The organism is Mesorhizobium sp. P2_C5_2, assembly GCF_056404535.1.
Map to the genome: position 1 here is coordinate 533,361 of NZ_JBFUDV010000004.1, position 23,872 is coordinate 557,232.

Annotated in this window: 26 protein-coding genes; 23 read left to right on the forward strand and 3 right to left on the reverse strand. The window is 61.3% G+C overall.

From position 1 onward, the window contains the following. Positions 1–87: 87 nt before the first annotated feature. Positions 88–2,886, forward strand: a complete 2,799-nt coding sequence (gene gyrA, locus AC1D1B_RS17785; protein WP_477333764.1) for a DNA gyrase subunit A — start codon at positions 88–90, stop codon at positions 2,884–2,886. Between the two features lie 73 nt (positions 2,887–2,959). On the opposite strand, the gene AC1D1B_RS17790 is transcribed toward gyrA, so the two are convergent. Further along, entirely contained in the window at positions 2,960–3,103 is a 144-nt protein-coding gene (locus tag AC1D1B_RS17790) for a hypothetical protein (RefSeq protein ID WP_181057120.1), read from the reverse strand. Positions 3,104–3,294: 191 nt separating this feature from the next. Here AC1D1B_RS17790 and coaD point away from each other — a divergent pair, with 191 nt between their 5' ends. The 7 genes from coaD to tgt all read left to right on the forward strand — a co-directional run bounded on the left by coaD (position 3,295) and on the right by tgt (position 7,888). Then, positions 3,295–3,795, forward strand: a complete 501-nt coding sequence (gene coaD, locus AC1D1B_RS17795) for a pantetheine-phosphate adenylyltransferase (RefSeq protein WP_477333765.1) — start codon at positions 3,295–3,297, stop codon at positions 3,793–3,795. Positions 3,796–3,904: 109 nt separating this feature from the next. Continuing rightward, positions 3,905–4,399 (forward strand): peptidylprolyl isomerase, encoded by a 495-nt coding sequence (locus AC1D1B_RS17800; protein ID WP_235984214.1) that lies wholly within the window; start codon positions 3,905–3,907, stop codon positions 4,397–4,399. Positions 4,400–4,443: 44 nt separating this feature from the next. Continuing rightward, positions 4,444–4,956 carry a peptidylprolyl isomerase gene (locus AC1D1B_RS17805; RefSeq protein ID WP_477333766.1) on the forward strand — a complete coding sequence of 171 codons (513 nt, stop codon included), beginning with the start codon at positions 4,444–4,446 and terminating at the stop codon, positions 4,954–4,956. 12 nt (positions 4,957–4,968) lie between these two features. Continuing rightward, positions 4,969–5,418: a DMT family transporter gene (locus AC1D1B_RS17810; RefSeq protein WP_477333767.1), complete on the forward strand. Its 450-nt coding sequence runs from the start codon at positions 4,969–4,971 to the stop codon at positions 5,416–5,418. After that, positions 5,418–6,506 carry a tRNA preQ1(34) S-adenosylmethionine ribosyltransferase-isomerase QueA gene (gene queA / locus AC1D1B_RS17815; protein ID WP_477333768.1) on the forward strand — a complete coding sequence of 363 codons (1,089 nt, stop codon included), beginning with the start codon at positions 5,418–5,420 and terminating at the stop codon, positions 6,504–6,506. The genes AC1D1B_RS17810 and queA overlap by 1 nt, the downstream gene beginning before the upstream one ends. Beyond that, complete coding sequence (locus AC1D1B_RS17820) at positions 6,496–6,765, forward strand: hypothetical protein (RefSeq protein WP_477333769.1); 270 nt, start codon at positions 6,496–6,498, stop codon at positions 6,763–6,765. Before queA ends, AC1D1B_RS17820 begins: the two co-directional genes overlap by 11 nt. Continuing rightward, positions 6,758–7,888: a tRNA guanosine(34) transglycosylase Tgt gene (tgt, locus tag AC1D1B_RS17825; RefSeq protein ID WP_477333770.1), complete on the forward strand. Its 1,131-nt coding sequence runs from the start codon at positions 6,758–6,760 to the stop codon at positions 7,886–7,888. Before AC1D1B_RS17820 ends, tgt begins: the two co-directional genes overlap by 8 nt. Before the next feature lie 7 nt (positions 7,889–7,895). Here tgt and AC1D1B_RS17830 read toward each other — a convergent pair whose 3' ends face one another. Further along, the gene (locus tag AC1D1B_RS17830; RefSeq protein WP_477333771.1) at positions 7,896–8,324 is read right to left on the reverse strand and encodes a DUF4864 domain-containing protein; all 429 of its coding nucleotides are present in this window, start codon (positions 8,322–8,324) and stop codon (positions 7,896–7,898) included. Between the two features lie 194 nt (positions 8,325–8,518). Here AC1D1B_RS17830 and AC1D1B_RS17835 point away from each other — a divergent pair, with 194 nt between their 5' ends. The 6 genes from AC1D1B_RS17835 to AC1D1B_RS17860 all read left to right on the forward strand — a co-directional run bounded on the left by AC1D1B_RS17835 (position 8,519) and on the right by AC1D1B_RS17860 (position 13,628). After that, a complete protein-coding gene (locus AC1D1B_RS17835) occupies positions 8,519–9,130 on the forward strand; it encodes a DsbA family protein (protein WP_477333772.1) in 612 nt (203 codons plus the stop codon). A gap of 68 nt (positions 9,131–9,198) precedes the next feature. After that, on the forward strand, positions 9,199–9,435 hold the full coding sequence (locus AC1D1B_RS17840; RefSeq protein ID WP_023670963.1) for an Lrp/AsnC family transcriptional regulator: 237 nt from the start codon (positions 9,199–9,201) through the stop codon (positions 9,433–9,435). 173 nt (positions 9,436–9,608) lie between these two features. Further along, positions 9,609–11,021 (forward strand): circularly permuted type 2 ATP-grasp protein, encoded by a 1,413-nt coding sequence (locus tag AC1D1B_RS17845; protein WP_181057110.1) that lies wholly within the window; start codon positions 9,609–9,611, stop codon positions 11,019–11,021. Between the two features lie 21 nt (positions 11,022–11,042). After that, a complete protein-coding gene (locus tag AC1D1B_RS17850) occupies positions 11,043–11,984 on the forward strand; it encodes an alpha-E domain-containing protein (protein WP_477333773.1) in 942 nt (313 codons plus the stop codon). An 85-nt stretch (positions 11,985–12,069) separates the two neighbouring features. Next, entirely contained in the window at positions 12,070–12,864 is a 795-nt protein-coding gene (locus AC1D1B_RS17855) for a transglutaminase family protein (protein ID WP_477333774.1), read from the forward strand. Between the two features lie 32 nt (positions 12,865–12,896). Further along, positions 12,897–13,628: a proteasome-type protease gene (locus tag AC1D1B_RS17860; protein ID WP_477333775.1), complete on the forward strand. Its 732-nt coding sequence runs from the start codon at positions 12,897–12,899 to the stop codon at positions 13,626–13,628. Between the two features lie 58 nt (positions 13,629–13,686). On the opposite strand, the gene AC1D1B_RS17865 is transcribed toward AC1D1B_RS17860, so the two are convergent. After that, the gene (locus AC1D1B_RS17865) at positions 13,687–14,823 is read right to left on the reverse strand and encodes a lysostaphin resistance A-like protein (protein ID WP_477333776.1); all 1,137 of its coding nucleotides are present in this window, start codon (positions 14,821–14,823) and stop codon (positions 13,687–13,689) included. A 318-nt stretch (positions 14,824–15,141) separates the two neighbouring features. Between AC1D1B_RS17865 and AC1D1B_RS17870 the strand changes: the two genes are divergently transcribed. From AC1D1B_RS17870 to AC1D1B_RS17910, 9 genes are all read left to right on the forward strand, one after another. Beyond that, on the forward strand, positions 15,142–16,551 hold the full coding sequence (locus AC1D1B_RS17870) for a pyridoxal phosphate-dependent decarboxylase family protein (protein WP_477333777.1): 1,410 nt from the start codon (positions 15,142–15,144) through the stop codon (positions 16,549–16,551). A 60-nt stretch (positions 16,552–16,611) separates the two neighbouring features. Further along, positions 16,612–17,016: a hypothetical protein gene (locus tag AC1D1B_RS17875; RefSeq protein WP_477333778.1), complete on the forward strand. Its 405-nt coding sequence runs from the start codon at positions 16,612–16,614 to the stop codon at positions 17,014–17,016. Positions 17,017–17,131: 115 nt separating this feature from the next. Further along, a complete protein-coding gene (locus AC1D1B_RS17880) occupies positions 17,132–17,899 on the forward strand; it encodes a DeoR/GlpR family DNA-binding transcription regulator (protein WP_477333779.1) in 768 nt (255 codons plus the stop codon). Between the two features lie 117 nt (positions 17,900–18,016). Then, a complete protein-coding gene (glpD, locus tag AC1D1B_RS17885; protein WP_477333780.1) occupies positions 18,017–19,537 on the forward strand; it encodes a glycerol-3-phosphate dehydrogenase in 1,521 nt (506 codons plus the stop codon). Between the two features lie 38 nt (positions 19,538–19,575). Beyond that, positions 19,576–20,655 carry an ABC transporter ATP-binding protein gene (locus AC1D1B_RS17890; RefSeq protein WP_477333781.1) on the forward strand — a complete coding sequence of 360 codons (1,080 nt, stop codon included), beginning with the start codon at positions 19,576–19,578 and terminating at the stop codon, positions 20,653–20,655. 10 nt (positions 20,656–20,665) lie between these two features. Further along, positions 20,666–21,748 (forward strand): ABC transporter ATP-binding protein, encoded by a 1,083-nt coding sequence (locus AC1D1B_RS17895; RefSeq protein ID WP_477333782.1) that lies wholly within the window; start codon positions 20,666–20,668, stop codon positions 21,746–21,748. After that, the gene (locus AC1D1B_RS17900; protein WP_477266672.1) at positions 21,749–22,615 is read left to right on the forward strand and encodes a carbohydrate ABC transporter permease; all 867 of its coding nucleotides are present in this window, start codon (positions 21,749–21,751) and stop codon (positions 22,613–22,615) included. A 1-nt stretch (position 22,616) separates the two neighbouring features. Then, positions 22,617–23,531 (forward strand): carbohydrate ABC transporter permease, encoded by a 915-nt coding sequence (locus tag AC1D1B_RS17905; protein WP_477304178.1) that lies wholly within the window; start codon positions 22,617–22,619, stop codon positions 23,529–23,531. Between the two features lie 2 nt (positions 23,532–23,533). Beyond that, a complete protein-coding gene (locus AC1D1B_RS17910; protein ID WP_477266674.1) occupies positions 23,534–23,821 on the forward strand; it encodes a DUF2160 domain-containing protein in 288 nt (95 codons plus the stop codon). Positions 23,822–23,872 lie beyond the last annotated feature (51 nt).

Below are 23,872 nucleotides of genomic sequence, written 5' to 3' on the forward strand. Positions count from 1 at the left end.
TCGTTGGAAAAGTGCCGCGAATATTGGAGTTTCAGGCTGGCTTCCTATATAAGCGGTCAGTGATTCCCGATTAGATTGTGATCAGATTTGACCGACCAAAAAACACCGCGCGGCGCCGACGGCGGCCCCACCGGCATTGAGCCGATCTCCATCATCGAGGAGATGCAGAGCTCCTACCTCTCTTATGCCATGAGCGTGATCGTCAGCCGTGCGCTGCCGGACGTTCGCGACGGCCTGAAGCCGGTGCATCGCCGCATTCTCTATGCCGCGCATGAGAGCGGCTACCACTGGAACCGCAAATATGTGAAGTCGGCCCGCCCGGTCGCCGACGTGATGGGTAAATACCATCCGCATGGCGACGCCTCGATCTATGACGCCTTGGTGCGCATGGCGCAGGATTGGTCGCTGCGCGTGCCGCTGATCGACGGGCAGGGCAATTTCGGCTCGATCGACGGCGATCCGCCGGCGGCCATGCGCTACACCGAGTCCAGGCTGACCAAGGTCGCGCATGAGTTGCTCGAGGATATCGACAAGGAAACCGTCGATTTCCAGGAGACGTATGATGCGTCCGACACCGAACCGAAGGTGCTGCCGGCCCGCTTCCCCAACCTTCTGGTCAACGGTTCCGGCGGCATTGCCGTCGGCATGGCCACCAACATTCCGCCGCACAATCTGGCCGAAGTCTGCAATGGCGCCATCGCCATCATCGACAATCCGGCGATCGACCTGCCGGCGCTGATGGAGATCATTCCGGGTCCCGATTTCCCGACTGGCGGCATCGTGCTCGGCCGTTCCGGCATCTACAGCGCCTATTCGACCGGGCGCGGCTCCATCGTCATGCGCGGCAAGGTCAATGTCGAGCAGCGCGGCAATGACCGTGAATCGATCATCATCACCGAGGTTCCCTATCAGGTGAACAAGTCGTCGATGATCGAGAAAATGGCCGAGCTGGTGCGTGACAAGCGCATCGAAGGCATTTCCGACATTCGCGACGAGAGCGACCGCCAGGGATACCGCGTCGTCATCGAGCTGAAGCGCGACGCCGTCGCCGACGTCATTTTGAACCAACTCTACCGCTTCACGCCGCTGCAGACCTCCTTCGGCGCCAACATGGTGGCGCTGAACGGCGGCAAGCCGGAAGTGATGAACCTGACCGACATGCTTAAGGCGTTTGTCGGCTTCCGCGAAGAGGTGATTAGCCGGCGCACGAAGTTCCTGCTGCGCAAGGCACGTGACCGTGCCCATGTGTTGGTCGGTCTCGCCATTGCCGTTGCCAACATCGACGAAGTGATCAAGCTGATCCGCACCGCGCCCGATCCGCAGACGGCGCGCGAGCAGTTGATGGAGCGCCGCTGGCCCTCCGGCGATGTCGAGTCGCTGATCCTTTTGATCGACGATCCCCGCCATCGCATCAACGAGGACGGCACCTACAATCTGTCCGAGGAACAGGCACGCGCCATCCTCGAACTGCGCCTGCAGCGCCTGACCGCGCTCGGCCGTGACGAGATCGCCGACGAGTTGAACACGATCGGCGCCGAAATTGTTGATTATCTTGACATTTTATCGTCCCGCGCGCGCATCCAGCAGATCGTCAAGGACGAGCTCGCCGCCGTGCGCGACGAGTTCGGCACGCCACGCCGCACCGAGCTCACCGACGGCGGCGCCGACATGGAAGACGAGGACCTGATCCAGCGCGAGGACATGGTCGTCACCGTCAGCCATTCCGGCTACATCAAGCGCGTGCCGCTGTCGCTCTACCGGGCGCAGCGCCGCGGCGGCAAAGGCCGCTCCGGCATGTCGACCAAGGAAGAGGATTTCGTCACCCGGCTGTTCGTCGCCAACACGCATACGCCGGTGCTTTTCTTCTCCTCTCGCGGCATCGTCTACAAGGAAAAGGTCTGGCGCTTGCCGATCGGCAATCCGCAGTCGCGCGGCAAGGCGCTGATCAACATGCTGCCGCTGGAGCAGGGCGAGCGCATCACCACCATCATGCCGCTGCCCGAGGACGAGAGCAGTTGGGGCGAGCTCGACGTGATGTTCGCCACCACGCGCGGCACCGTGCGCCGCAACAAGCTGTCCGACTTCGTCCAGGTCAACCGCAATGGCAAGATCGCCATGAAGCTGGAGGAGGAAGGCGACGAGATCCTCGGCGTCGAGACCTGCACCGACAATGACGACGTGCTTCTGACGGCCAATTCCGGCCAGTGCATCCGCTTCTCGGTCGGCGACGTCCGCGTCTTCCAGAGCCGCAATTCGGTCGGCGTGCGCGGCATAAGCATGGCCGAGACCGATCGCATCATCTCCATGTCGGTGATCGAGCATGTCGATGCTTCACCGGCGGAGCGCGCCGCTTACCTCAAGCGGGCCGCGGCGGAGCGGCGGCTCGAGACAGCCGGCGAGGAAGAAGAGATCGCACTGACAAATGAGGAGATCGGCGAGGAGGCGGAGCTTTCGGACGACCGCTACGAGTTCCTCAAGGCGCATGAGCAGTATGTGCTGACGGTGACCGAATATGGCTACGGCAAGCGCTCGTCATCGTATGATTTCCGCCTGACCGGACGCGGCGGCAAGGGCATCCGCGCCACCGACGTGTCGAAAACGGCAGAGATCGGCCAGTTGGTGGCGACCTTCCCGGTCGGCAATGACGACCAGATCATGCTGGTTTCGGACGGCGGCACCGTCATCCGGGTGCCGGTCAACGGCATCCGTTTCGCCAGCCGCGCCACCAAGGGCGTGACCATCTTCAACACCGCCGAAGGCGAAAAGGTGGTTTCGGTCGAGCGGATCTCGGAGCCGCAATCGGACGAGGACGTCGAAGAGAACGGCGAGGGCGCGGCCGAGGCCGGTCCGGACGCCGGAGATGCTGCACCGGGCAGCGCCGAATAAGGGCCGAACAGGCTCAGACACAGCAACGCCGGCCCGATGGGCCGGCGCAATCAAGACTTAGCCGGTGAAATCGTTAGTGACGGTGGGGCCAGCGAGCGCCGAAGCCTTCGAAGCGCTTTGTCCTGACACGGACGCGCTCTGCCTCCTGATGGAGCCCGAACGCGGTAGCAATCAGCATGGCGACGGTCATTGCGGTGGCGAGCATGTAGATCAGCATTTGCGTGTTCTCCTGCGCCTTACAACGGTTAGATGGGGTTTTGGTTTCATCTTCTGAAGTGCAAACTAGTGAACGGTGCGTGAAGTCTTCGTGAGCAAGGCATTCATCTGTCGTTCATGTCTGCGAAAAGGTTCACGTAGATGTTCCCAATCGCATTTGCCTTCCGTTCGCTCGCCCGCTAGAAGCCTGCCATGACCGAACGCACCGCTCTTTATGCCGGCTCCTTCGACCCGCTGACCAACGGCCACCTCGATGTCCTGAAGGCATCATTGGCTGTCGCTGACACCGTTTATGCGGCGATCGGCACCCATCCCGGCAAGACGCCGCTGTTTTCCTTCGAGGAACGGGTGAAGCTGATCGAGGCCGCGACCAAGGCCGAATTTGGACGCGACGGGGCCCGCATCAAGGTCGTCGCTTTTGACGGATTGGTCATCGACGCCGCCAGGAAGCAGGGCGCCTCGATCATGATCCGCGGCCTGCGTGATGGCACCGACCTCGACTACGAGATGCAGATGGCTGGCATGAACGAGACCATGGCGCCGGAGCTGCAGACTGTTTTTCTGCCCGCCAGCCCGTCAGTCAGAACCATTACCGCCACACTTGTGCGCCAGATAGCCTCGATGGGCGGCGACATCCGCCCGTTCGTGCCGGCCGCCGTTGCCGGCGCGCTCACCGCCAAATTTGCGAAATAATCCCTCGGAGATCCCTATGCAGCTGAAGAAGCTCGCCTCATTCCTCGTCGTGCTTGCCGGTCTCGTGACCGCATCAGTGTCGGCCTTCGCCGCCGATCCGGAAAACACCATGATCATCAGCTTGAAGGACGGCGACGTCACCATCGCGCTGCGGCCCGACCTCGCGCCCAAGCACGTCGCGCAGATCAAGAAGCTGGTGCGCGAAGGCGCTTACGACAACGTCGCCTTCCACCGCGTCATCGACGGCTTCATGGCGCAGACCGGCGATGTCAAGTTCGGCAATATGAAGAAGGGGTTCAGCCCCGAGGCCGTCGGCACTGGCGGTTCCGAGCTGCCTGATCTGCCGGCCGAGTTTTCGCAGAGCGAACACTACAAGCGCGGCACGCTCGGCATGGCCCGCTCGCAGGACCCGAACTCCGCCAATTCGCAGTTTTTCATCATGTTCGCGCCAGCGCCGAACCTCGACGGCCAGTACACCATCGTCGGCAATGTCGTCAGCGGCATGGAACTGGTGGACAAGATCAAGAAGGGCGACGAGGCCGACAATGGCACGGTCAGCGACCCCGACCGCATGATCAAGGTGCGCATCGCCGCCGACAAGTAAACCTATCAAATCAATCTGTTTTTCTGAGATAAAGGATATCCGACATGGCTGAGATCAAGGACCGCGAGAACGCGCTCATCATGGAAACGACCAAGGGCAAGGTCGTCATCGAACTTCTCCCCGACCTGGCCCCCGGCCACGTCGCCCGCATCAAGGAACTGGCGCGCGAAGGCGCCTATGACGGCGTTGTCTTCCACCGCGTCATCGAAGGCTTCATGGCGCAGACCGGCGACGTCAAGTTCGGCAATTCGTCGAAGCCTACTTTTGCCCCCTCCCGCGCGGGCATGGGCGGTTCGGAAAAGCCGGACCTGAAGGCCGAGTTCTCCAACGCCAACCACGGCCGCGGCACCTGCTCGATGGCGCGTTCGCAGAACCCGAACTCGGCCAACTCGCAGTTCTTCATCTGCTTCGACGATGCCGCCTTCCTCAACCGCCAGTACACGGTCTGGGGCCAGGTCATCGAAGGCATGGACAACGTCGACAAGATCAAGCGCGGCGAGCCGGTGGTCGATCCCGACAAGATCGTGTCGCTGAAGGTCGCGGCCGACGTCAAGTAAGGACTGATAACGATGATGGGCGTGGTCTGGTCGCTGCTCGGCATCCTGTCCGGCGCCTTCATCGCCATTCAGGCGCCGATCAACTCGCAGCTCGCGCGCGGCCTGGGTCTCCCGGTCGCGGCGGCGGCGTTTTCGTTCCTGTCGGGCGCGATCGTGCTCGGCATCATCTCCGTCGCGGTGGTGAAGTTGAACGACATCTCGCTCGACTGGAAGGCGCCGGCGCCCTGGCTGTTCGTCGTCGGCGGCATGCTCGGCGGCTTCTATGTCACGCTGTCGACCATCCTCACGCCGCGCATCGGTGCGGCCGCGCTGATGGCGTTCCTGGTTGCCGGCCAGTTGCTGGCCGGCATGCTGATCGATCGCGTCGGCTTCCTCGGTGTGGCTGTGCGCGAGATTTCGCTCGGCCGCATCGCCGGCGCGGTGCTGCTCTTGGCCGGAGCGCTGCTCGTCCGGCTCTACTGATGCGCGTCGACCTCTTCGACTTCGACCTACCGGAGGAGCGCATCGCGCTTCGCCCGGCAGAGCCGCGCGACAGCGCAAAAATGCTGGTGGTCAGTCCGGGTGAAGACCTTTCGGACCGCTCGGTGCGCGACCTGCCATCCTTGCTCAATGCCGGCGACGTGCTGGTCTTCAATGACACCAAAGTTATTCCCGCTCAGCTGAAAGGCATCAGGCGGCGCGGTGAAGCGCAGGCGCAGGTCGAGGCGACATTGCACATGCGCATGGCGCCGGACCGCTGGCTGGCCTTCATGCGACCGGGCAAGCGCATCGCTGCCGGCGACCGCATCCATTTCGGCCATGACGGCAATTCCTGCTTCCTCGGTCAGCTCGACGCGACGGTGATCGAGAAGGGCGAGGCCGGCGAAGCGCTGCTTGGCTTCGACCTGTCCGGCCCGTTTCTCGACGAGGCGCTGCGCGCCGTCGGCCACATCCCGCTGCCGCCCTACATCGCCTCCAAGCGTGATGACGACGCGCGCGATCTTTCCGATTATCAGACCATCTATGCCAGGGAGGAAGGCGCAGTCGCAGCGCCCACCGCCGGCCTGCATTTCACGCCGGAGCTGTTTGCCGCGCTCGACGCCAAAGGCATCGAACGCCGCTTCGTTACGTTGCATGTCGGCGCCGGCACTTTCCTGCCGGTCAAGGCCGACGATACCGCCGACCACAAGATGCATGCCGAGACCGGTTCGGTCAGTGAAGCAACGGCTGACGCTCTCAATGCCACCAAGGCGAGGGGCGGACGCATCATTGCTGTCGGCACCACCTCGCTGCGCCTGCTGGAGAGCGCGGCAAGGCCGGATGGCTCGCTCGCCGCTTGGTCCGGCCCGACCGACATCTTCATCACCCCTGGCTACCGCTTCCGCACCGCCGACTTGCTTATGACCAATTTCCATCTGCCGCGTTCGACGCTGTTCATGCTGGTTTCGGCCTTCAGCGGTCTCGATACGATGCGCGCGGCCTATGCGCATGCCATCGACACAAGCTACAGATTCTACTCCTACGGAGACGCAAGCCTGCTTTATCGAGCGGAGATGAGCGGTGGACGATGATCTGCAAGCCCTTGATCGCGAAAGCCTGATCGCCGAAGTGAAAAAACTGCGCGCCGGCATCCGCGCGCACCGCGACACGACCGGCCATGACCTGTGCTGGCATCACCCCGATCTGTGGGATCTGCTGCCGGAAAAGACCGAGCCATCGATCGCCGTGCCGCCCTGGCCAAAATTCATGCGCGGCTGCATCCAATACCGCCAGTCGCTCGACAGGCAGGCGCCAGGCGCGCCTGTCCATGACAAGGAATTCAATGGCTAAGCCGTTCGCTTTCAAGGTCCTCGCCACCGACGGCAAGGCACGACGCGGCGTCATCGACATGCCGCGCGGCGAAATCCGCACGCCGGCCTTCATGCCGGTCGGCACCGGCGGCACGGTCAAGGCCATGTATATGGACCAGGTGCGCGGCGTCGGCGCCGACATCATCCTGGGCAACACCTACCACCTGATGCTGCGGCCCGGCGCCGAGCGCGTGGCGCGTCTCGGCGGCTTGCATGAGTTCGCCCGCTGGCCGCATCCGATCCTGACCGACAGCGGCGGCTTTCAGGTGATGTCGCTGTCGAAGCTGAGGAAGCTTACCGAAAAAGGCGTCACCTTCCGCTCGCATATTGACGGCGCGGCCTACGAAATGACGCCGGAACGTTCGATCGAGATCCAGGGGCTGCTCGATTCCGACATCCAGATGCAGCTCGATGAATGCACCGCGCTGCCGGCCGAGCTCAAGGAGATCGAGCGCGCGATGGAATTGTCGCTGCGCTGGGCCGAGCGCTGCAAAACGGCGTTCGGCGACCAGCCGGGCAAGGCGATGTTCGGCATCGTCCAGGGCGGCGACAACGCGGCTCTCAGAGTGCGCTCGGCGCAGGCGCTGAGCGCGATGGAGCTGAAGGGCTATGCGGTCGGCGGCCTCGCCGTCGGCGAACCGCAGGCGGTGATGCTGGATATGCTCGACATCACCTGCCCGGAACTGCCAGACAACAAGCCCAGATATCTCATGGGCGTCGGCACGCCGGACGACATCGTGAAATCGGTGACGCGCGGCATCGACATGTTCGATTGCGTGATGCCGACCCGCGCCGGCCGCCATGGCCTTGCCTACACCAGGCGCGGCAAAGTCAATTTGCGCAACGCTCGCCATGCCGACGATCCGCGGCCGCTGGACGAGGAGAGCGACTGCCCGGCCGCGCGCGATTATTCACGCGCCTATCTGCACCATCTCGTGCGTTCGCAGGAGGCGCTAGGCGCCATGCTTTTGACCTGGAACAACCTGTCCTACTATCAGAAGCTGATGCAGGACATTCGTGCCGCGATCGAGGCACAGGCCTTCAAAACTCGCACAGCGGAGATCAGTGAAGGCTGGGCGAGGGGCGATATCCCGGTGATTTAACCAGGCCTCAGGTGCTCAGCGAATTCGACGCCCGCAAGCTGCATCCCGTGATCTGAAAACTGCCATCAGGCTGCTGCTGCAGCGTGTAGACGGCCTCGTAGTTCTTGCCGTCGGGACCGACGATCAGCACCTGCTGGATAATCGAACCCGGGCCTATCTGCTCGACCTTGCCGAAGGAATAGCTTTGTGGCTGGCGCACCGGCGGATAGCCGTTGGTGACCATGTTCATGAAGGCGTCGACGGTCGGGAAAATCTGCTTCACGTTTGGAGCGGCGAAACTGTAGGCCTTGGCGCCGTCATTGGCGATGAGCGCCTTCAACTGACCATCGATGACGGCCTGGCCGGCTTTGACTTCGGCGTCGCCGGCAAGGGCTGCCGAGACGAAAAGGACTGACGCGAACAGCAATGAAACGGCTGCGAATGCGATGCGGCGCATGGCCTGTCTCCGTTGTCCCCAAACAAAACCTGTCCCAGGATGCATCATACCATACGCTTGGCGTGGCCTTACGGTTTCAGCAACCGCAAATATTCGCCACGCAAGGGCCACAAGATCATGCTTAAACATCCTTTAAGGCGGGGCGCGCATCGTAAGGGACGGGTGGGGCCTGTTCGCGCAACCAGGGACGAACCATGTCTAAGCAGCCGATCGACCGGCGCCTTTTGCTGAAGGGCGCGGCCAGCTTTGCAGTTCTGGCTCCCTTGCCCGCTTGGGCAGCCACCGGGCCGACCGTCACCGAAATCGCCTTCGATCCGGTCATTCCAGCACTCGGCAATCCCGATGGCGACGTCACCATCGCTGAATTCGTCGACTATCAGTGCCCGATCTGCAAACTCGTCTTCGTCGAGCTGAAGAAACTGATGGCAGAGGACAGTGGCATCCGGCTGGTGATGAAGGACTGGCCGATCTTCGGCGACGTCTCGCGCGACGCGGCGCGGGTGGCGCTGCTGAGCGGCGAACACTATGCCGCGGCTGTCGATGCGCTGATGACCAATCAGCGCGGCCTCTCGGAGCGCCGCACCAACGATATTCTCGCTTCCGTCGGGGTCGATGTGGCGATGGTGCGGGCCGATCTCGCCATCCGTGAGGCCGACATTGACGCTGCACTTCTTCGCACCGACAGCCAGGCGACAGCCTTCAAGCTGCGCGGCACGCCGGCTCTGGTCATCGGCGGCAACCTCTACCGGCGCGGCATGCCGGTGTCCGAACTGAGACAAGCCGTCGCCAAGGCACGCTCCGCCTGATGCTTGAAAGCCGGGCGGCAGTCTGCCACAAGGGCCGCTTGTGTGCTGAAGCTTGATCGGGACCGGCAATGAAGACGTTTTTCATGCAGATAAAGTGCGACCTGGGCAAGTCTTATGAGGTCGCCAGCGCGCTCGCCGATGCCGAGATCGCCTCGGAAATCTACTCGACTGCCGGCAATTACGACCTGCTCGCCAAATTCTACGTCGACGACGAGGAAGATGTCGGCCACTTCGTCAACGAGAAAGTGCAGATTATTCCCGGAATCAAGGACACCTTCACGGTCGTCACTTTCCGCGCTTTCTAGAGCCACATCAGGCACTTGCCCGGCGACAAGGCAAAGCCTGATTACACCCCTGTTTTGGCTGCCCGAATTTTGAGCAGTTGCAACATACTGATCGCCGGCATCCCCCAAATCACCGATTGCGCTTGATTTTCTCCCGCGACGCCAGTGAAATGGCGTCACAGGGGAGTATGCGATTGGCAGCGTTCGATGAAATGCTTCCGGAAGTTTCCGGACTGAGAAAACCGTATACGGCTTACGACCGCTGGCTGAAGGAGCAGGACCCGGCCAGGCTTACCGAGAAAATGCAGGACGCCGAGCGCGTCTTCCGCAAGACCGGCATTACTTTCGCCGTCTATGGCGAGCAGGAAGCCTCCGAGCGGCTGATCCCCTTCGACATCGTTCCGCGCATCATCTCCGGCAATGAATGGCGCCGGCTGACGCAAGGCATCGAGCAGCGCGTTCAGGCGCTGAACGCTTTCCTCGACGACATTTATCACCGCCAGGAAATCCTGCGCGCCGGCCGCGTGCCGCGAGAGCTCATCGCCAGGAACGAGGCCTTCCTGCCGGAAATGATTGGCGTGCGGCCGCCGGCCGGTGTCTACACCCACATTATCGGCGTCGATATCGTCCGCATCTCGGAGAACGAGTTCTATGTTCTCGAGGATAATGCGCGCACGCCGTCGGGCGTCTCCTACATGCTGGAGAACCGCGAGACGATGATGCAGCTCTTTCCCGAGCTGTTCCAGCAGATCAAGGTGCGGCCGGTGGAGAACTATCCGCAGCTGCTGCGCCAGTCGCTGGCGGCGGTCCGGCCGCAAAGCACCAAGGGCGCGCCGACCATCGCCGTGCTGACGCCGGGCAGCTTCAACTCCGCCTATTTCGAACATGCCTTCCTGGCCGACCAGATGGGCGTGCAGCTGGTCGAAGGCCAGGATCTGCGCGTCGTCGACGGCCATGTCGCCATGCGCACGACCGAAGGCTACAAGCAGATCGACGTGCTTTACCGCCGCGTCGACGATTCGTTCCTCGACCCGCTGACCTTCCGGCCGGACTCGGCCCTTGGCGTGCCCGGCATCATGGATGTCTACCGCGCCGGCAACATCACCATCGCCAATGCGCCGGGTACCGGCATCGCCGACGACAAGGCGATCTATTCCTACATGCCTGAGATCGTCGAGTTCTACACCGGTCGCAAGGCGATCCTCGGCAACATTCCGACCTGGCGCTGCTCCGAGGCTGACAGCCTGAAATACGTGCTCGAGCACATCCATGAGCTGGTCATCAAGGAAGTGCACGGCTCCGGCGGCTACGGCATGCTGGTCGGCCCGGCGGCGACCAAGAAGGAATGCCAGGATTTCGCCAAGAAGCTGCAGGCCAAGCCCTCCAACTACATCGCCCAGCCGACACTGGCGCTGTCGACTTGTCCGATCCTGACTGAAAAGGGCCTGTCACCGCGCCACGTCGACTTGCGCCCCTACGTACTGGTCTCCGACCGTATCCAGATCGTGCCCGGCGGGTTGACGCGTGTGGCACTCAAGGAGGGTTCTCTGGTGGTCAACTCCTCGCAAGGCGGCGGCACCAAAGACACTTGGGTGCTCGATGACTGACTTTCACCTGAAGGATTTTTGATGCTTCTCGGCCGCACCGCCAACGGGCTCTACTGGATGAACCGCTACATCGAGCGGGCGGAAAACATGGCTCGCCTGGTCGATGCCGGCCTGCGCATGGCGCTGACCCGCACCCAGAGCGCCTCGGAAGAGTGGAGTTCGGTGCTGCTCAGCGCCGGCTCCGATGTCACCTTCACGCAGAAATACCAAGATTATACCGCTGCCAATGTCGCCGACTTCCTGCTGCGCGACACCTCGAACCCGTCGAGCACGATGTCGGCGATCGAGACCGCGCGCAACAATGCCCGCATGGTGCGCACCGCGCTGACGCGCGAAACCTGGGAGAGCATCAACGAAGCCTGGATGGCGCTGAAGCGCATGCTGGCAAAGCCCATCGACGAGCGCGACCTGCCGAGTGTGCTTGACGCCATCAAGCGCGAGACGGCGCTGATCCGCGGTTCGTTCTACGGCACCATGCTTCGCAACGAGATTTTCGATTTCTCGCAGCTCGGCACCTATGTCGAGCGCGCCGACAACACGGCGCGCATCCTCGATGTGAAATATTATGTGCTGCTGCCGTCGATCTCCTGGGTCGGCTCGAGCCTGGACAATTACCAGTGGGAATCGATCTTGCGCTCGGTGTCGGCGCATCGCTCCTATCGCTGGGTCTATGAGGCCGACTACAAGCCGACCAACATCGCCGACTATCTGATCCTCAACGTCCGCATGCCGCGCTCGCTGACCTTCTGCTATCGTTTTCTCGCCGAGCACCTCAAATTCCTCGGCGACGATTATGGCGAACGCCATGCCTGCCACGCCACCGTCGACAGGACCCAGGCGATGCTGAGGGCAGGGTCGATCAAGGACATATTCGACGCCGGCCTGCATGAATTCCTGGCCCGGTTCATTCAAGACAACACCAAGCTTGGCGAAGAGATCGCACAAGATTACCGGTTCAATTGAGCATGATCCCGAACCGGAGGACCGCGTTAGCGAAAAGTGGGACCCGGTTTTCGGACAAGGTCATGCTCAAAGCGGAAGACAAGTTATGCGGCTGAAAATCACCCACCGGACCGAGTACCGCTACGATGCGCCGGTGCACTATCTGCTGCAGCGGCTGCGGCTGTTGCCGGTCAGCGGACCGACGCAGACGGTGTTGTCATGGGCGTTGAAGATCGAAGGTGCGCGCGAGGAAGTGCGCTTCACTGACCATTTCGGCAATGATAACAGGCTGTTGAGCGTTGAAGGCGAGCGCGACTTCATCACCGTCGAGGCCTCCGGCGAGGTTGTCACGCGTGACACAGCGGGTGTTTCCGGCCCGCATCACGGCTTTGCGCCGCTCTGGCTGTTCAGCCAGGAGACCGCTTTGACCGTCCCCGGCGACGGCATTCGCGAGCTTGCCGCGGCGGTCGGCAAAGGCACCGATATCGAAAGGCTGCATCGGCTGATGGCGCTGATCGTCGAGCGCGTCGCCTATACGCCGGGCACCACCAGCGTGACGACGCCGGCCGAACAGGCGTTGGCGCTGAAGACCGGCGTTTGCCAGGATCACAGCCATATCTTTGTCGCCGCCGCCCGTGCCATGGGCTTTCCCGCCCGCTATGTCAGCGGCTATCTGATGATGGATGCCGCCATCGAGCAGGCGGCAAGCCATGCCTGGGCCGAAGCCCATGTGCAAGGTCTCGGCTGGGTTGCCTTCGACGCCGCCAACGGCATTTCTCCTGATGAACGCTATGTCAGGGTGGCCACCGGCCGCGATTACCGCGATGCCTCGCCGGTGTCGGGAATTCGACTGGGACAGGCGGAGGAACAGCTTGCGGTCACCGTCACGGTAGAGCAGTAGTTCTCCGCAAGATTGCTGCCTGAAGAGATTCCATGACTTATTGCGTCGGCCTCAAGATCGATCGTGGGCTCGTGTTCATGTCGGACACGCGCACCAACGCCGGCATGGATTCTATCTCGACCTTCAAGAAGATGCATGTCTGGGAAGAGCCCGGCGAGCGCGTCATCGTTTTGATGTCGGCCGGCAATCTGGCAACGACGCAGGCCGTGGTCAGCCTGCTCGACGAGCGCACCAAGGCGGTGGCCGAGCGTCATGCGACGCTGCTCGAAACCCCATCCATGTACCAGACCGTGCGGCTGGTCGGCGATACCGTCAAGGAAGTCATCGCCAGTTCGTCGCCGGCCGGCGAGAAGGCGGATTCCTATTTCAACGCCTCCTTCATCCTCGGTGGCCAGATCAAGGGCAGTCCTCCGCGGCTGTTCATGATCTATCCCGAGGGCAATTTCATCGAATCGACCGACGACACGCCGTTCTTCCAGATCGGCGAGACCAAATACGGCAAGCCGATCATCATCCGCGCCTATGAAAGGACGATGAGCCTGGCCGAAACGGTCAAGCTCTTGCTGGTCTCTTTCGATTCGACGCTGAAATCGAACCTCTCCGTCGGCCTGCCGCTCGACCTGCTGTTCCTGGAGAAGGACACGTTCAGGGTTGGGCTAAGGAAGCGGATCGGCCAGGATGATCAGTACTACCGCACCATTTCGGACGGTTGGTCGAATGCTTTGAAGACGGCTTTTGCCAGCCTGCCTGATTTCCCGGGATAGCGACCCCAGCATTTCTTCTTCCTGCCGGGCACATCGGCCGCATCTTTCAGAAATCCGTCTAAGGCGCAGTGATGGGAATGAGAATTGTTTTTGAGCCTCTGCGTTTGAACCAGGTCAGTTTTTTCGATTCAGGGCTTTTCGTGTGCACGATATCGACTTCAGCTAGGTAGTTTCCGCTCTTCGAAGGCGCCGTCACCATCAGGTTTACGGTCTCGGAATCCCCAGGTCCAATTGGTTTGCTGAGAGGCGTCAGGGGACCATCCTCAGAGATTATTTGCCCGTCCTGATCGACAAAGTGATAGCTGGCAAATACGAGGTGGTACCCGTCCGTTGAAGACCACATTTCCGTGCTTTTGTTCGTGACCGAAACAGGAATTAGAATTCCGCCTGCTGAGGCAGCTGCCATTACAGGGAGCGTGCCTTCGTATTTCAATTCAGCCAGATATTCCGGGTACGCTTTGGGAGGTCCCACCCTTAGGTTGTACTCGTAATTTCCTCTTCCATTATAGTAGGATCCGGAAACAAAGACCGAAGCAAAAAAAATCCTTAGAATTTGTTGAGATATACCATGCGTTATTCCGACGGTGAAGATGTTTCTATTTCTCAGGAATAAGACGCTGCACATGGTTCCAAAAATAAAGGTAACAATCATCAGTCGTATGTTTGGTATATGAAGAGAAGAAAATATGGCTGATGAAAAAAAGATTGCTGTCGCGGGATTTCTGAAGATCTTAAGTGTTCTCTGGAGAAAGAAGCACTGCAAAAGAAATTGCTGAGCTATTCCAGAAATTAGACCAAGGAAGAGATCCGACAGTAGCTCCCTGCGGGTTTCTTGTTGCTTGACGAAATAATTTTCGATGGAAAAATTATGGCGATATATAAGTAAAAGTGCTGACGCGGCGACCAAAATAATGAAAATGACGACGAGGCATTCTCGTCCGGAAACCCATATGTTGTCAGTTCGGATACCCATCTCCCGCAACGAAATACGGCGTATGTAAAAACTGAGAATGATGGAGCACAAAAGAAGCGCGATCAAAAAGCCACGGGGAATGTTTTTTACCAGCCAAAGCTTGTAGAAAAATGCCGACAGACCAGCGGGCAGGGGGATTTCCAGAAGGTAGACCCCCCAAAACCAAAACGATACTATCCACCAGTAGCTGACAAGTATTCCAAAAAAGACCAGAAGCTCCAAAAAGGAGACACGTCTGGGATATGTCTCATAAACGCTTCTCAGCCATGTCAAATTAAATGCCCCACCCGCGACCACGAAATCGTGATTGTTACTGGAGTCTATTAGGATTCCCTAACAGGCGCAAACCAGATTCGTGGCTGTCTTTGGCGGTCGACATAGGGCTGCGAGGCGCTTCGGGTTGCTCCATTGGTTGGCCAGCGATTTGTTCCCGGAGGGATGGAAGGCCAGCGCGGTTCGCGCACGAATTGCCGTTTCTGGATGCGCTGTTATTGGTATCCATTCAGACGGGCGGTGCCGTGACCTGTATGGGGAGAGATAATGAAGAACAGCGATTTCCGCCAATGGTCGAGGCGCGCCGCGGATTGGGGCGTCGAATACCGCTCATCGCTGCGTGAAAGGCCGGTGCGGCCATTGGTCGAACCGGGCGATATCTTTCGCAGCATCGAGGCTTCGCCGCCGGAAGCGGCTGAGCCGATGGACAAGATTTTCGCCGATTTCGAAGACAAGATCGTGCCGGGCATGACGCACTGGCAGCATCCACGGTTCTTTGCCTATTTCCCGGCCAATGCCGCACCTGTCTCGGTGGTGGCAGAATATCTGGTCTCGGCGATGGCCGCGCAATGCATGCTGTGGCAGACCTCGCCGGCCGCGACCGAACTCGAAACCCGCATCGTCGACTGGATGCGCCAGGCGCTCGGTCTGCCCGAAGGATTTTCCGGCGTCATCCAGGATTCGGCCTCGTCGGCAACGCTGGCCGCCGTGCTGACCATGCGCGAGCGCGCGCTCGATTGGCAGGGCAACAAACAGGGCCTGGCCGGGCAGAAGCGGCTGCGCATCTATTCCTCTGATCAGGTCCACACCTCGATCGACCGCGCGATCTGGGTGTCGGGCATCGGTGAGGACAATCTGGTCCGCATTCCGGTCGCGGGTCGCTTCCGCGCCATGGATACGGCAGCACTCGAGGCGGCAATCGTCGCCGATCGGGCGGCCGGTATGCTGCCCGCCGGCATCATCGCCAGCGTCGGCGGCACCAGCACCGGCGGCACCGACGATGTCGCTGAAGTCGCCGCGGTGGCGAAACGGCACGGGCTCTATCTGCATGTCGATGCCGCCTGGGCAGGATCGGCGATGATCTGCCCCGAATTTCGCCATTTCTGGGCTGGCGCCGAGCGGGCCGATTCCATCGTCTTCAACCCGCATAAGTGGCTCGGCGCGCAATTCGACTGTTCGATGCAGTTTATCCGCCAGCCGGAGGACTTGGTTCGCACGCTCGCGATCAAGCCCGAATTCCTGAAGACGCATGGCCGCGACGGCATCATCAACTATTCCGAATGGTCGGTGCCGCTCGGCCGCCGCTTCCGGGCGCTGAAATTGTGGTTCCTGCTGCGCGCGCATGGCCTGCAGGCGCTGCGCACCATGATCCGCAATCATGTGGCCTGGAGCGAAGGGCTTGCTGCCCGGATAGCGAGCGAGGCGGATTTCGAGATCGTCACCGAGCCGATGCTGTCGCTGTTTTCATTCCGCCACAAGACAGCAGGCGATGCCGACGACCACAATCTGCGCCTGGTCAATGCCATCAACGATGACGGCCGCCTCTATCTGACACAGACACGGGTGGACCGACGGGTCGCCATCCGCTTCCAGGTTGGACAGTTCGAGACGACGGCAGAAGACGTCGATACCGCCTTCACTGTCATTTGCGACTGTGCAAGATCCCTGAGGAATTGACAGGGATGTTCCGCCAGTTGCCGCCGCCGCGGTAGCCAGCAAGGAATTGCGAGCAAGGACATGGCCGGGCAGGGCGAAGCAGCGAGCCGGAATCTGACGGGCGTCTGGAGCGGGCGCTATTTCTATCCGCGCGAGCTGGCGCCGGTCTCCTTCGTTGCCACGCTGATCGAGACGGCAACCAGCTTGACGGGGGCGACCCACGAACCGGCCGGGCCGGCGACCGCCGCTGTGAGATACGCAACCTTGCAAGGGCAACGCGACGGCAACGCCGTCTCCTTCATCAAGACATACGACAATGCCGGATCGAACGTGCATCCGATCCACTACAGCGGCATTCTGAACGGCGATGCCACCGAGATCGAAGGCACCTGGCGAATCCCTGGAATCTGGTCTGGCAAATTCCTGATGATCCGCTCGCCGGGCAAAGTGGCTGCCGTCGCTCGCAAGGTGGCAGAACGGGTCTGACGACGTATATGGCCGGTTCGCCTTTGCAATCATCGGTATTTCATTAGCCGGCTTCTCCCTTTTCATTGCTTTCGTTTTCAGTTACAAACAAGAAAAACGAAAACGGAGGTTCTCAGTGTATCTGTCGCCGCGCCATGCCGAAATCATCCAGATGGCGAAAGACCATGGCCGCGTGCTGGTCGACGATCTGGCCACGCAATTCAATGTGACGCCGCAGACCATCCGCAAGGATCTCAACGATCTCTGCGACCAGCGGCTGCTCACCCGCATCCATGGCGGCGCCTTGTTCCCGTCCGGAATCGAGAACATGGAGTATGAAGCGCGCCGCAAGATCGCCGCCGACGAGAAGGAGGCGATCGGCCGCGCGGCGGCCAGGCTGATTCCCGACAACGCCTCGCTGTTCATCAATATCGGCACCACGACCGAGTCGGTCAGCAAGGCACTGCTCGACCATACCGGGCTCATGGTCATCACCAATAACATCAATGTTGCCAATAGGATGCGCATTTATCCTTCGATCGAGGTGGTGATCGCCGGCGGCGTTGTGCGCGGCTCCGACGGTGGCGTGGTCGGCGAGGCGGCGGTCGATTTCATCAGGCAGTTCAAGGTCGACTATGCCGTGATCGGCGCCTCTGCCATCGACCATGACGGCGCGCTGCTCGATTTCGACTTTCGTGAAGTGAAAGTGGCGCAAGCCATCATTGCCAATGCCAGGCATGTCATCCTGGTTTCCGACCGGACCAAGTTCGAACGCACAGCACCGGTTCGCATCGGCCATCTGTCGCAGGTCAACACCTTCATCACCGACCGTTGCGACATCCCGTCCGTGCGCCGGATCTGCGAAGAGGCCGAGGTGCAGCTGATCGAGACCTCGCTGGCCTAGAGGCTGCATCACAGCCCCGTGATATTTCGTTTGACATTCGTTCTTATTTCGAAATAATCCCGATACGGTTTCGTAAAAACCTAAAAATGCTGCAATGCGAAATCGCGGGAGGGCTTTGTGGACGCAATCCATGACATCTTCGTCATCGGTGGCGGTATCAATGGCTGCGGTATTGCCCGCGACGCCGTTGGGCGAGGCTTTTCGGTGTTTCTGGCCGAGATGAACGATCTCGCCAGCGGCACCTCCTCAGGCTCGACCAAGCTGATCCATGGCGGCCTGCGCTATCTCGAATTCTACGAGTTCCGGCTGGTGCGCGAGGCGCTGATGGAGCGCGAGGTTCTGTGGAAGAACGCGCCGCACATTATCTGGCCGATGCGCTTCGTGCTGCCCTATGCCAAGGGCCTGCGCCCGGCCTGGCTGATCCGGCTTGGCCTTTTCCTCTACGATCATATTGGTGGCCGCAAATTGCTGCCGGCGACCCGCACGCTCGACATGGCCAAGGACCCTGCCGGCAAGCCGTTGAAGCCGCTGTTCCACAAGGCGTTCGAATATTCGGACGGCTGGGTCAACGATGCCCGTCTGGTGGCGTTGAACGCACGTGACGCCGCCGACCGCGGCGCCACCATCCGCACCCGCACGAAAGTCGTGGCGGCGCGCCGCGAAGGCGATATCTGGGCGATCCGGCTGGAAGATCTGGCGACGGGAAAGGCCGAAGAGGTCAGGGCCCGGTTGCTGGTGAATGCCGCCGGTCCGTGGGTCGACCACGTTCTGTCGGCCACTGTGGGCCAGAACGACGTGCACAATGTCCGCCTAGTGCAGGGCAGCCACATCGTCATCAAGAAGAAGTTCGACGATCCGCGCGCCTACTTCTTCCAGAACAAGGACGGGCGCATCATCTTCGCCATTCCCTATGAGGAAGAGTTCACGCTGATCGGCACCACCGACCGCGATTATCCCGGCGATCCGCATGACGTGAAGATCAGCGACACCGAGATCGATTATCTCTGCGCCGCAGCGAGTGAGTATTTTGCCCAACCCGTGACGCGCCCCGACATCGTCTGGACCTATTCCGCCGTGCGCCCGCTCTACGACGACGGCGCCTCGAAGGCGCAGGAAGCGACCCGCGACTATGTGCTGAAAGCCGATGGCGGCGAGGGCAAGGCGCCGATCGTCAACGCTTTCGGCGGCAAGATCACCACCTATCGCCGGCTGTCGGAATCGATGCTGGAAAAGATCGAAGGCTTTCTCGGCAAGCGCGGCAAGCCATGGACGGCGAACGCGGCTTTGCCGGGCGGCGATTTCCCCGCCACTGGTTTCGACGCACAGGTGGCGAAGCTGAAGAGCGCCTATCCCTTTCTCGACCAGCGCCTGGCGCGCCGGCTGACCAGGCTTTACGGCACGCGCGCGCAAATACTGCTCGGCCTCGCCAAGTCGAATGCCGATCTCGGCCGCAATTTCGGCGCCGATCTTTATGAGGCCGAGGTGCGCTACCTCGCGGAAAACGAATGGGCGCTGACCGCCGAAGATGTATTGTGGCGCCGCACCAAGCGCGGGCTGCATCTCAGCCGCGAGCAGGTCTCGGCCCTCGACGAATTCATGCGCGGCATCAGCCAGCGCCATGTTGTGGCAGCGGAATAGGGACGGCGATTGATGCACAAAGCCTGGGAGGAGGCATCATGCTGGAACTGAGAAACGTGACGAAGACGGTCGGTGCCGCGGAGCACATCCGCGACGTGTCGCTGACGCTTCAGCACGGCTCGCTCAATGTCCTGCTCGGGCCGACGCTGTCGGGCAAAACCAGCCTGATGCGGCTGATGGCCGGGCTCGACGTGCCGACTTCCGGTTCGGTCTGGTTCGACGGCCAGAATGTCACGGGCATGCCGGTGCAGCAGCGCAAGATCGCCATGGTCTACCAGCAGTTCATCAATTACCCCGCGATGACCGTCTACGAGAATATCGCCTCGCCGTTGCGGGTGGCCGGCACCGACCAGGCCAAGATCGACAAGGAAGTGCGCAACGCGGCAGCGCTGCTGAAGCTGACGCCCTATCTCGACCGCACGCCGCTCAGCCTGTCCGGCGGCCAGCAGCAGCGCACCGCGCTTGCCCGCGCCATCGTCAAGAACGCCAGTCTGGTGCTGCTCGACGAGCCGCTCGCCAATCTCGACTACAAGCTGCGCGAGGAGTTGCGCGCCGAACTGCCGAAGATCTTCGCCGCCGCCGGCACCATCTTTGTCTACGCCACGACCGAGCCGCATGAAGCCTTGCTGCTCGGCGGCAACACGGCGACGCTGTCAGAGGGACGCATCACCCAGTTCGGGCCGACCATCGACGTCTTCCGCAAGCCGATCGACCTGGTGACGGCAAAGACCTTTGCCGATCCGCCGCTCAACACCATCGTGCTGGCCAAGAAGGGTCCGGATTTCCTGCTCGAGGGCGGCGTCAAGCTGCCGGTGCCGGCCGAACTCGCCGGCATTGCCGATGCGAACTACACGATCGGCTTCCAGCCGCATCATCTGTCGCTGGAGCGGCCCGACGCCGGCGCCGTGCCGGTGCGCGCCAAGGTGACGATCACCGAGATCACCGGCTCGGAAAGCTTCATCCATCTCGACTTCGCCGATGCGCGCTGGGTCATGCTGACCCATGGCATCCGCGATTTCGAGCCCGACGCCGAGGTCGAGGTGTTCATCGATCCGCGCCACATCATGGTCTTCGACGCAAACGGCAGCGCCGTCGTCGCGCCGAAGCTCGCGGCTTGAGGGGGAAGAGATGGCGCGCATCGACGTCAATCATGTCAGGCACTCCTACCTGCCCAACCCGCAGAAGGATGCCGATTTCGCGCTGAGGGAAGTGCACCACACTTTCGAGGATGGCGGCGCCTATGCGCTGCTCGGTCCCTCGGGCTGCGGCAAGACCACGCTGCTCAACATCATTTCGGGCCTGCTGCATCCGTCGCACGGAGAGCTGCTGTTCAACGGCAAGGACGTCACCAACCTGTCGACGCAGGAGCGCAACATCGCGCAGGTGTTCCAGTTCCCGGTGATCTACGACACCATGACCGTCTACGACAATCTGGCCTTCCCGCTGCGCAACCGCGGCGTGCCGGAAGCCGATGTCGACCGCAAGGTGCGCGAGACACTGGAGATGATCGACCTGGCGTCCTGGGCGAAGAAGAAGGCGAGGGGCCTGACGGCCGACCAGAAGCAGAAGATTTCGCTTGGCCGCGGCCTGGTGCGCTCGGATGTCAACGCCATCCTGTTCGACGAGCCGCTGACCGTCATCGATCCGCATATGAAGTGGGTGCTGCGCTCGCAATTGAAGCAACTCCACCGCCGCTTCGGCTACACCATGGTCTATGTCACCCATGACCAGACCGAAGCGCTGACGTTCGCCGACCAGGTGGTGGTGATGTATGATGGCGGCATCGTCCAGATCGGCACGCCGGCTGAATTGTTCGAGCGTCCGCGTCACACCTTTGTCGGCTATTTCATCGGCTCACCCGGCATGAACGTCATGCCGGTGGCGATCGACGGCAAGACCGCGACCATCGGCAGCCAGCGCATCGAACTGCCCGGCGCACCAAAGACTTCTACCGGGAAGACCGGCACCAGCGCCATCGAACTCGGCATCCGCCCCGAATATGTCAGGCTCGGCCGCGACGGCATGGCGGTGAAAATCAGCAAGGTCGAGGATCTCGGCCGCCACAAGGTGGTGCGCGCCAGCCTCGAAGGCCGCGAGATCGCGGCCGTCATCGGCGAGGACGAGAGCGTGCCGGCCGATCCGAAAGTGCGCTTCGACCCGGCCGGCATCAACATCTATGCCGATTCCTGGCGCGTCGAGATGGGGGCATAGATGGAAAAGACCTGGAACAACAAGGCCTGGTTCCTGGTGCTGCCGGTGCTGGTGCTGGTGGCGTTCTCGGCCGTCATTCCGCTGATGACGGTCGTCAATTATTCGGTGCAGGACACGTTCGGCAACAACGTCTTCTTCTGGGCCGGCACCGAATGGTTCGAGGAATTGCTGTCGTCCAGCCGGTTCTGGGAAGCGATGGTCCGCAACCTGATCTTCTCCTTCATCATCCTGGCCATCGAAGTGCCGCTCGGCATTTTCATCGCCCTCAACATGCCGAAGAAGGGCTGGGGCGTGCCGGTCTGCCTGGTGCTGATGGCGTTGCCGCTGCTGATCCCGTGGAACGTCGTCGGCACCATCTGGCAGGTGTTCGGCCGCAACGACATCGGTCTGCTCGGCTATTACGTCAATGCGCTCGGCATCGACTACAATTATGTCCAGGATCCGTTCGACGCCTGGGTCACCATCATCATCATGGATGTCTGGCACTGGACCAGCCTTGTCGTTCTGCTCTGCTACGCCGGCCTGGTTTCGATCCCCGATGCCTTCTATCAGGCGGCCAAGATCGACGGCGCCTCGCGCTGGGCGGTGTTCCGCTATATCCAACTGCCGAAGATGCAGCGCGTGCTGCTCATCGCCGTGCTGCTGCGCTTCATGGATAGCTTCATGATCTACACCGAACCCTTCGTCGTCACCGGCGGCGGCCCCGGCAATTCGACGACCTTCCTGTCGATCGACCTCGTCAAGACTGCGCTCGGCCAGTTCGACCTCGGTCCGGCGGCGGCGATGTCGCTGGTCTACTTCCTGATCATCCTGTTGTTGTCGTGGGTGTTCTACACCGTGATGACCAACTACGACGCGGAGCGCTGAGATGAGCGGCGCCAACGAGAGAGCTGACCGAGTGAGCGAGACGACAGCCGCGGGAAAACTGGCGAGCACGCTCTCGCAGGACCAGGTCGCCCGGCTGATGCGCAAGCGCGGCGAGGAATCGCGCTGGTGGTGGATCGTGCCGACGGTCTACATCATCGTGCTTCTGCTGCCGATCTACTGGCTCATCAACATGAGCTTCAAGACCAACGCCGAGATCGTGTCGTCGCTGACGCTCTATCCGCATGCACCTACGATCGCCAACTACGTCACCATCTTCACCGACGCCTCCTGGTATTCGGGCTACATCAACTCGATCACCTATGTGGTGATGAACATGGTGATTTCGGTCGCAGCGGCGCTGCCGGCGGCCTACGCCTTTTCGCGCTACCGCTTCCTCGGCGACAAGCACCTGTTCTTCTGGCTGTTGACCAACCGCATGGCGCCGCCGGCGGTGTTCGCGTTGCCCTTCTTCCAGCTCTACTCGGCCTTCGGCCTGATCGACACCCATATCGCGGTGGCGCTTGCGCACTGCCTGTTCAACGTGCCGCTGGCGGTGTGGATCCTCGAAGGCTTTATGTCGGGCGTGCCGAAGGAGATCGACGAGACCGCCTACATCGACGGCTACTCGTTCCCCCGCTTCTTCGTCAGGATATTCATGCCGCTGATCGCCAGCGGCATCGGTGTCGCCTGCTTCTTCTGCTTCATGTTCTCATGGGTGGAACTGCTGATCGCGCGCACGCTGACCACCACCGATGCCAAGCCGATCGCCGCCACAATGACCCGCACCGTTTCGGCCGCCGGCATGGACTGGGGCCTGCTCGCCGCCGCCGGGGTGCTGACGCTGATCCCAGGCGCGCTCGTCATCTGGTTTGTCCGCAATTACATCGCCAAGGGCTTCGCCCTGGGGAGGGTGTGACCATGAACCTCGACCTCACCTGGATGGCATGGACGTGGCCGACGGCGGCGTTCTTCGGCACCATTCTTCTGCTGCTGTGCGGCATGGCATTTTGGGAATTCGCCTCGCCGGGCGGCAATCCGCGCATCGGCATCCTGCGTTTCGAAACGACGCGCGGCGATCGTCTTTTCCTGTCGCTGCTTGGCAGCGCCTTTATCCATCTCGCTTGGCTGGGTCTTGTCGGATCCAACCTGTGGTGGGCTCTCGCTCTCTCCGTGGTCTACGCCGTCGGCGTGTTCCGCTACGTATAGAGGGGGAAACTGTTGGAGCGACCGCGTGCCGGCGGCCGCTCCAGATCGCAC

Coding starts and splice junctions, on each gene's coding strand:
- AC1D1B_RS17790 (WP_181057120.1), bottom strand. CDS start 3,103: ATGCTGATCTACATGCTCGCCACCGCAATGACCGTCGCCATGCTGATT.
- coaD (WP_477333765.1), top strand. CDS start 3,295: ATGACCGAACGCACCGCTCTTTATGCCGGCTCCTTCGACCCGCTGACC.
- AC1D1B_RS17800 (WP_235984214.1), top strand. CDS start 3,905: ATGATCATCAGCTTGAAGGACGGCGACGTCACCATCGCGCTGCGGCCC.
- AC1D1B_RS17805 (WP_477333766.1), top strand. CDS start 4,444: ATGGCTGAGATCAAGGACCGCGAGAACGCGCTCATCATGGAAACGACC.
- AC1D1B_RS17810 (WP_477333767.1), top strand. CDS start 4,969: ATGATGGGCGTGGTCTGGTCGCTGCTCGGCATCCTGTCCGGCGCCTTC.
- queA (WP_477333768.1), top strand. CDS start 5,418: ATGCGCGTCGACCTCTTCGACTTCGACCTACCGGAGGAGCGCATCGCG.
- tgt (WP_477333770.1), top strand. CDS start 6,758: ATGGCTAAGCCGTTCGCTTTCAAGGTCCTCGCCACCGACGGCAAGGCA.
- AC1D1B_RS17830 (WP_477333771.1), bottom strand. CDS start 8,324: ATGCGCCGCATCGCATTCGCAGCCGTTTCATTGCTGTTCGCGTCAGTC.
- AC1D1B_RS17835 (WP_477333772.1), top strand. CDS start 8,519: ATGTCTAAGCAGCCGATCGACCGGCGCCTTTTGCTGAAGGGCGCGGCC.
- AC1D1B_RS17840 (WP_023670963.1), top strand. CDS start 9,199: ATGAAGACGTTTTTCATGCAGATAAAGTGCGACCTGGGCAAGTCTTAT.
- AC1D1B_RS17850 (WP_477333773.1), top strand. CDS start 11,043: ATGCTTCTCGGCCGCACCGCCAACGGGCTCTACTGGATGAACCGCTAC.
- AC1D1B_RS17855 (WP_477333774.1), top strand. CDS start 12,070: ATGCGGCTGAAAATCACCCACCGGACCGAGTACCGCTACGATGCGCCG.
- AC1D1B_RS17860 (WP_477333775.1), top strand. CDS start 12,897: ATGACTTATTGCGTCGGCCTCAAGATCGATCGTGGGCTCGTGTTCATG.
- AC1D1B_RS17870 (WP_477333777.1), top strand. CDS start 15,142: ATGAAGAACAGCGATTTCCGCCAATGGTCGAGGCGCGCCGCGGATTGG.
- AC1D1B_RS17875 (WP_477333778.1), top strand. CDS start 16,612: ATGGCCGGGCAGGGCGAAGCAGCGAGCCGGAATCTGACGGGCGTCTGG.
- AC1D1B_RS17890 (WP_477333781.1), top strand. CDS start 19,576: ATGCTGGAACTGAGAAACGTGACGAAGACGGTCGGTGCCGCGGAGCAC.
- AC1D1B_RS17895 (WP_477333782.1), top strand. CDS start 20,666: ATGGCGCGCATCGACGTCAATCATGTCAGGCACTCCTACCTGCCCAAC.
- AC1D1B_RS17900 (WP_477266672.1), top strand. CDS start 21,749: ATGGAAAAGACCTGGAACAACAAGGCCTGGTTCCTGGTGCTGCCGGTG.
- AC1D1B_RS17905 (WP_477304178.1), top strand. CDS start 22,617: ATGAGCGGCGCCAACGAGAGAGCTGACCGAGTGAGCGAGACGACAGCC.
- AC1D1B_RS17910 (WP_477266674.1), top strand. CDS start 23,534: ATGAACCTCGACCTCACCTGGATGGCATGGACGTGGCCGACGGCGGCG.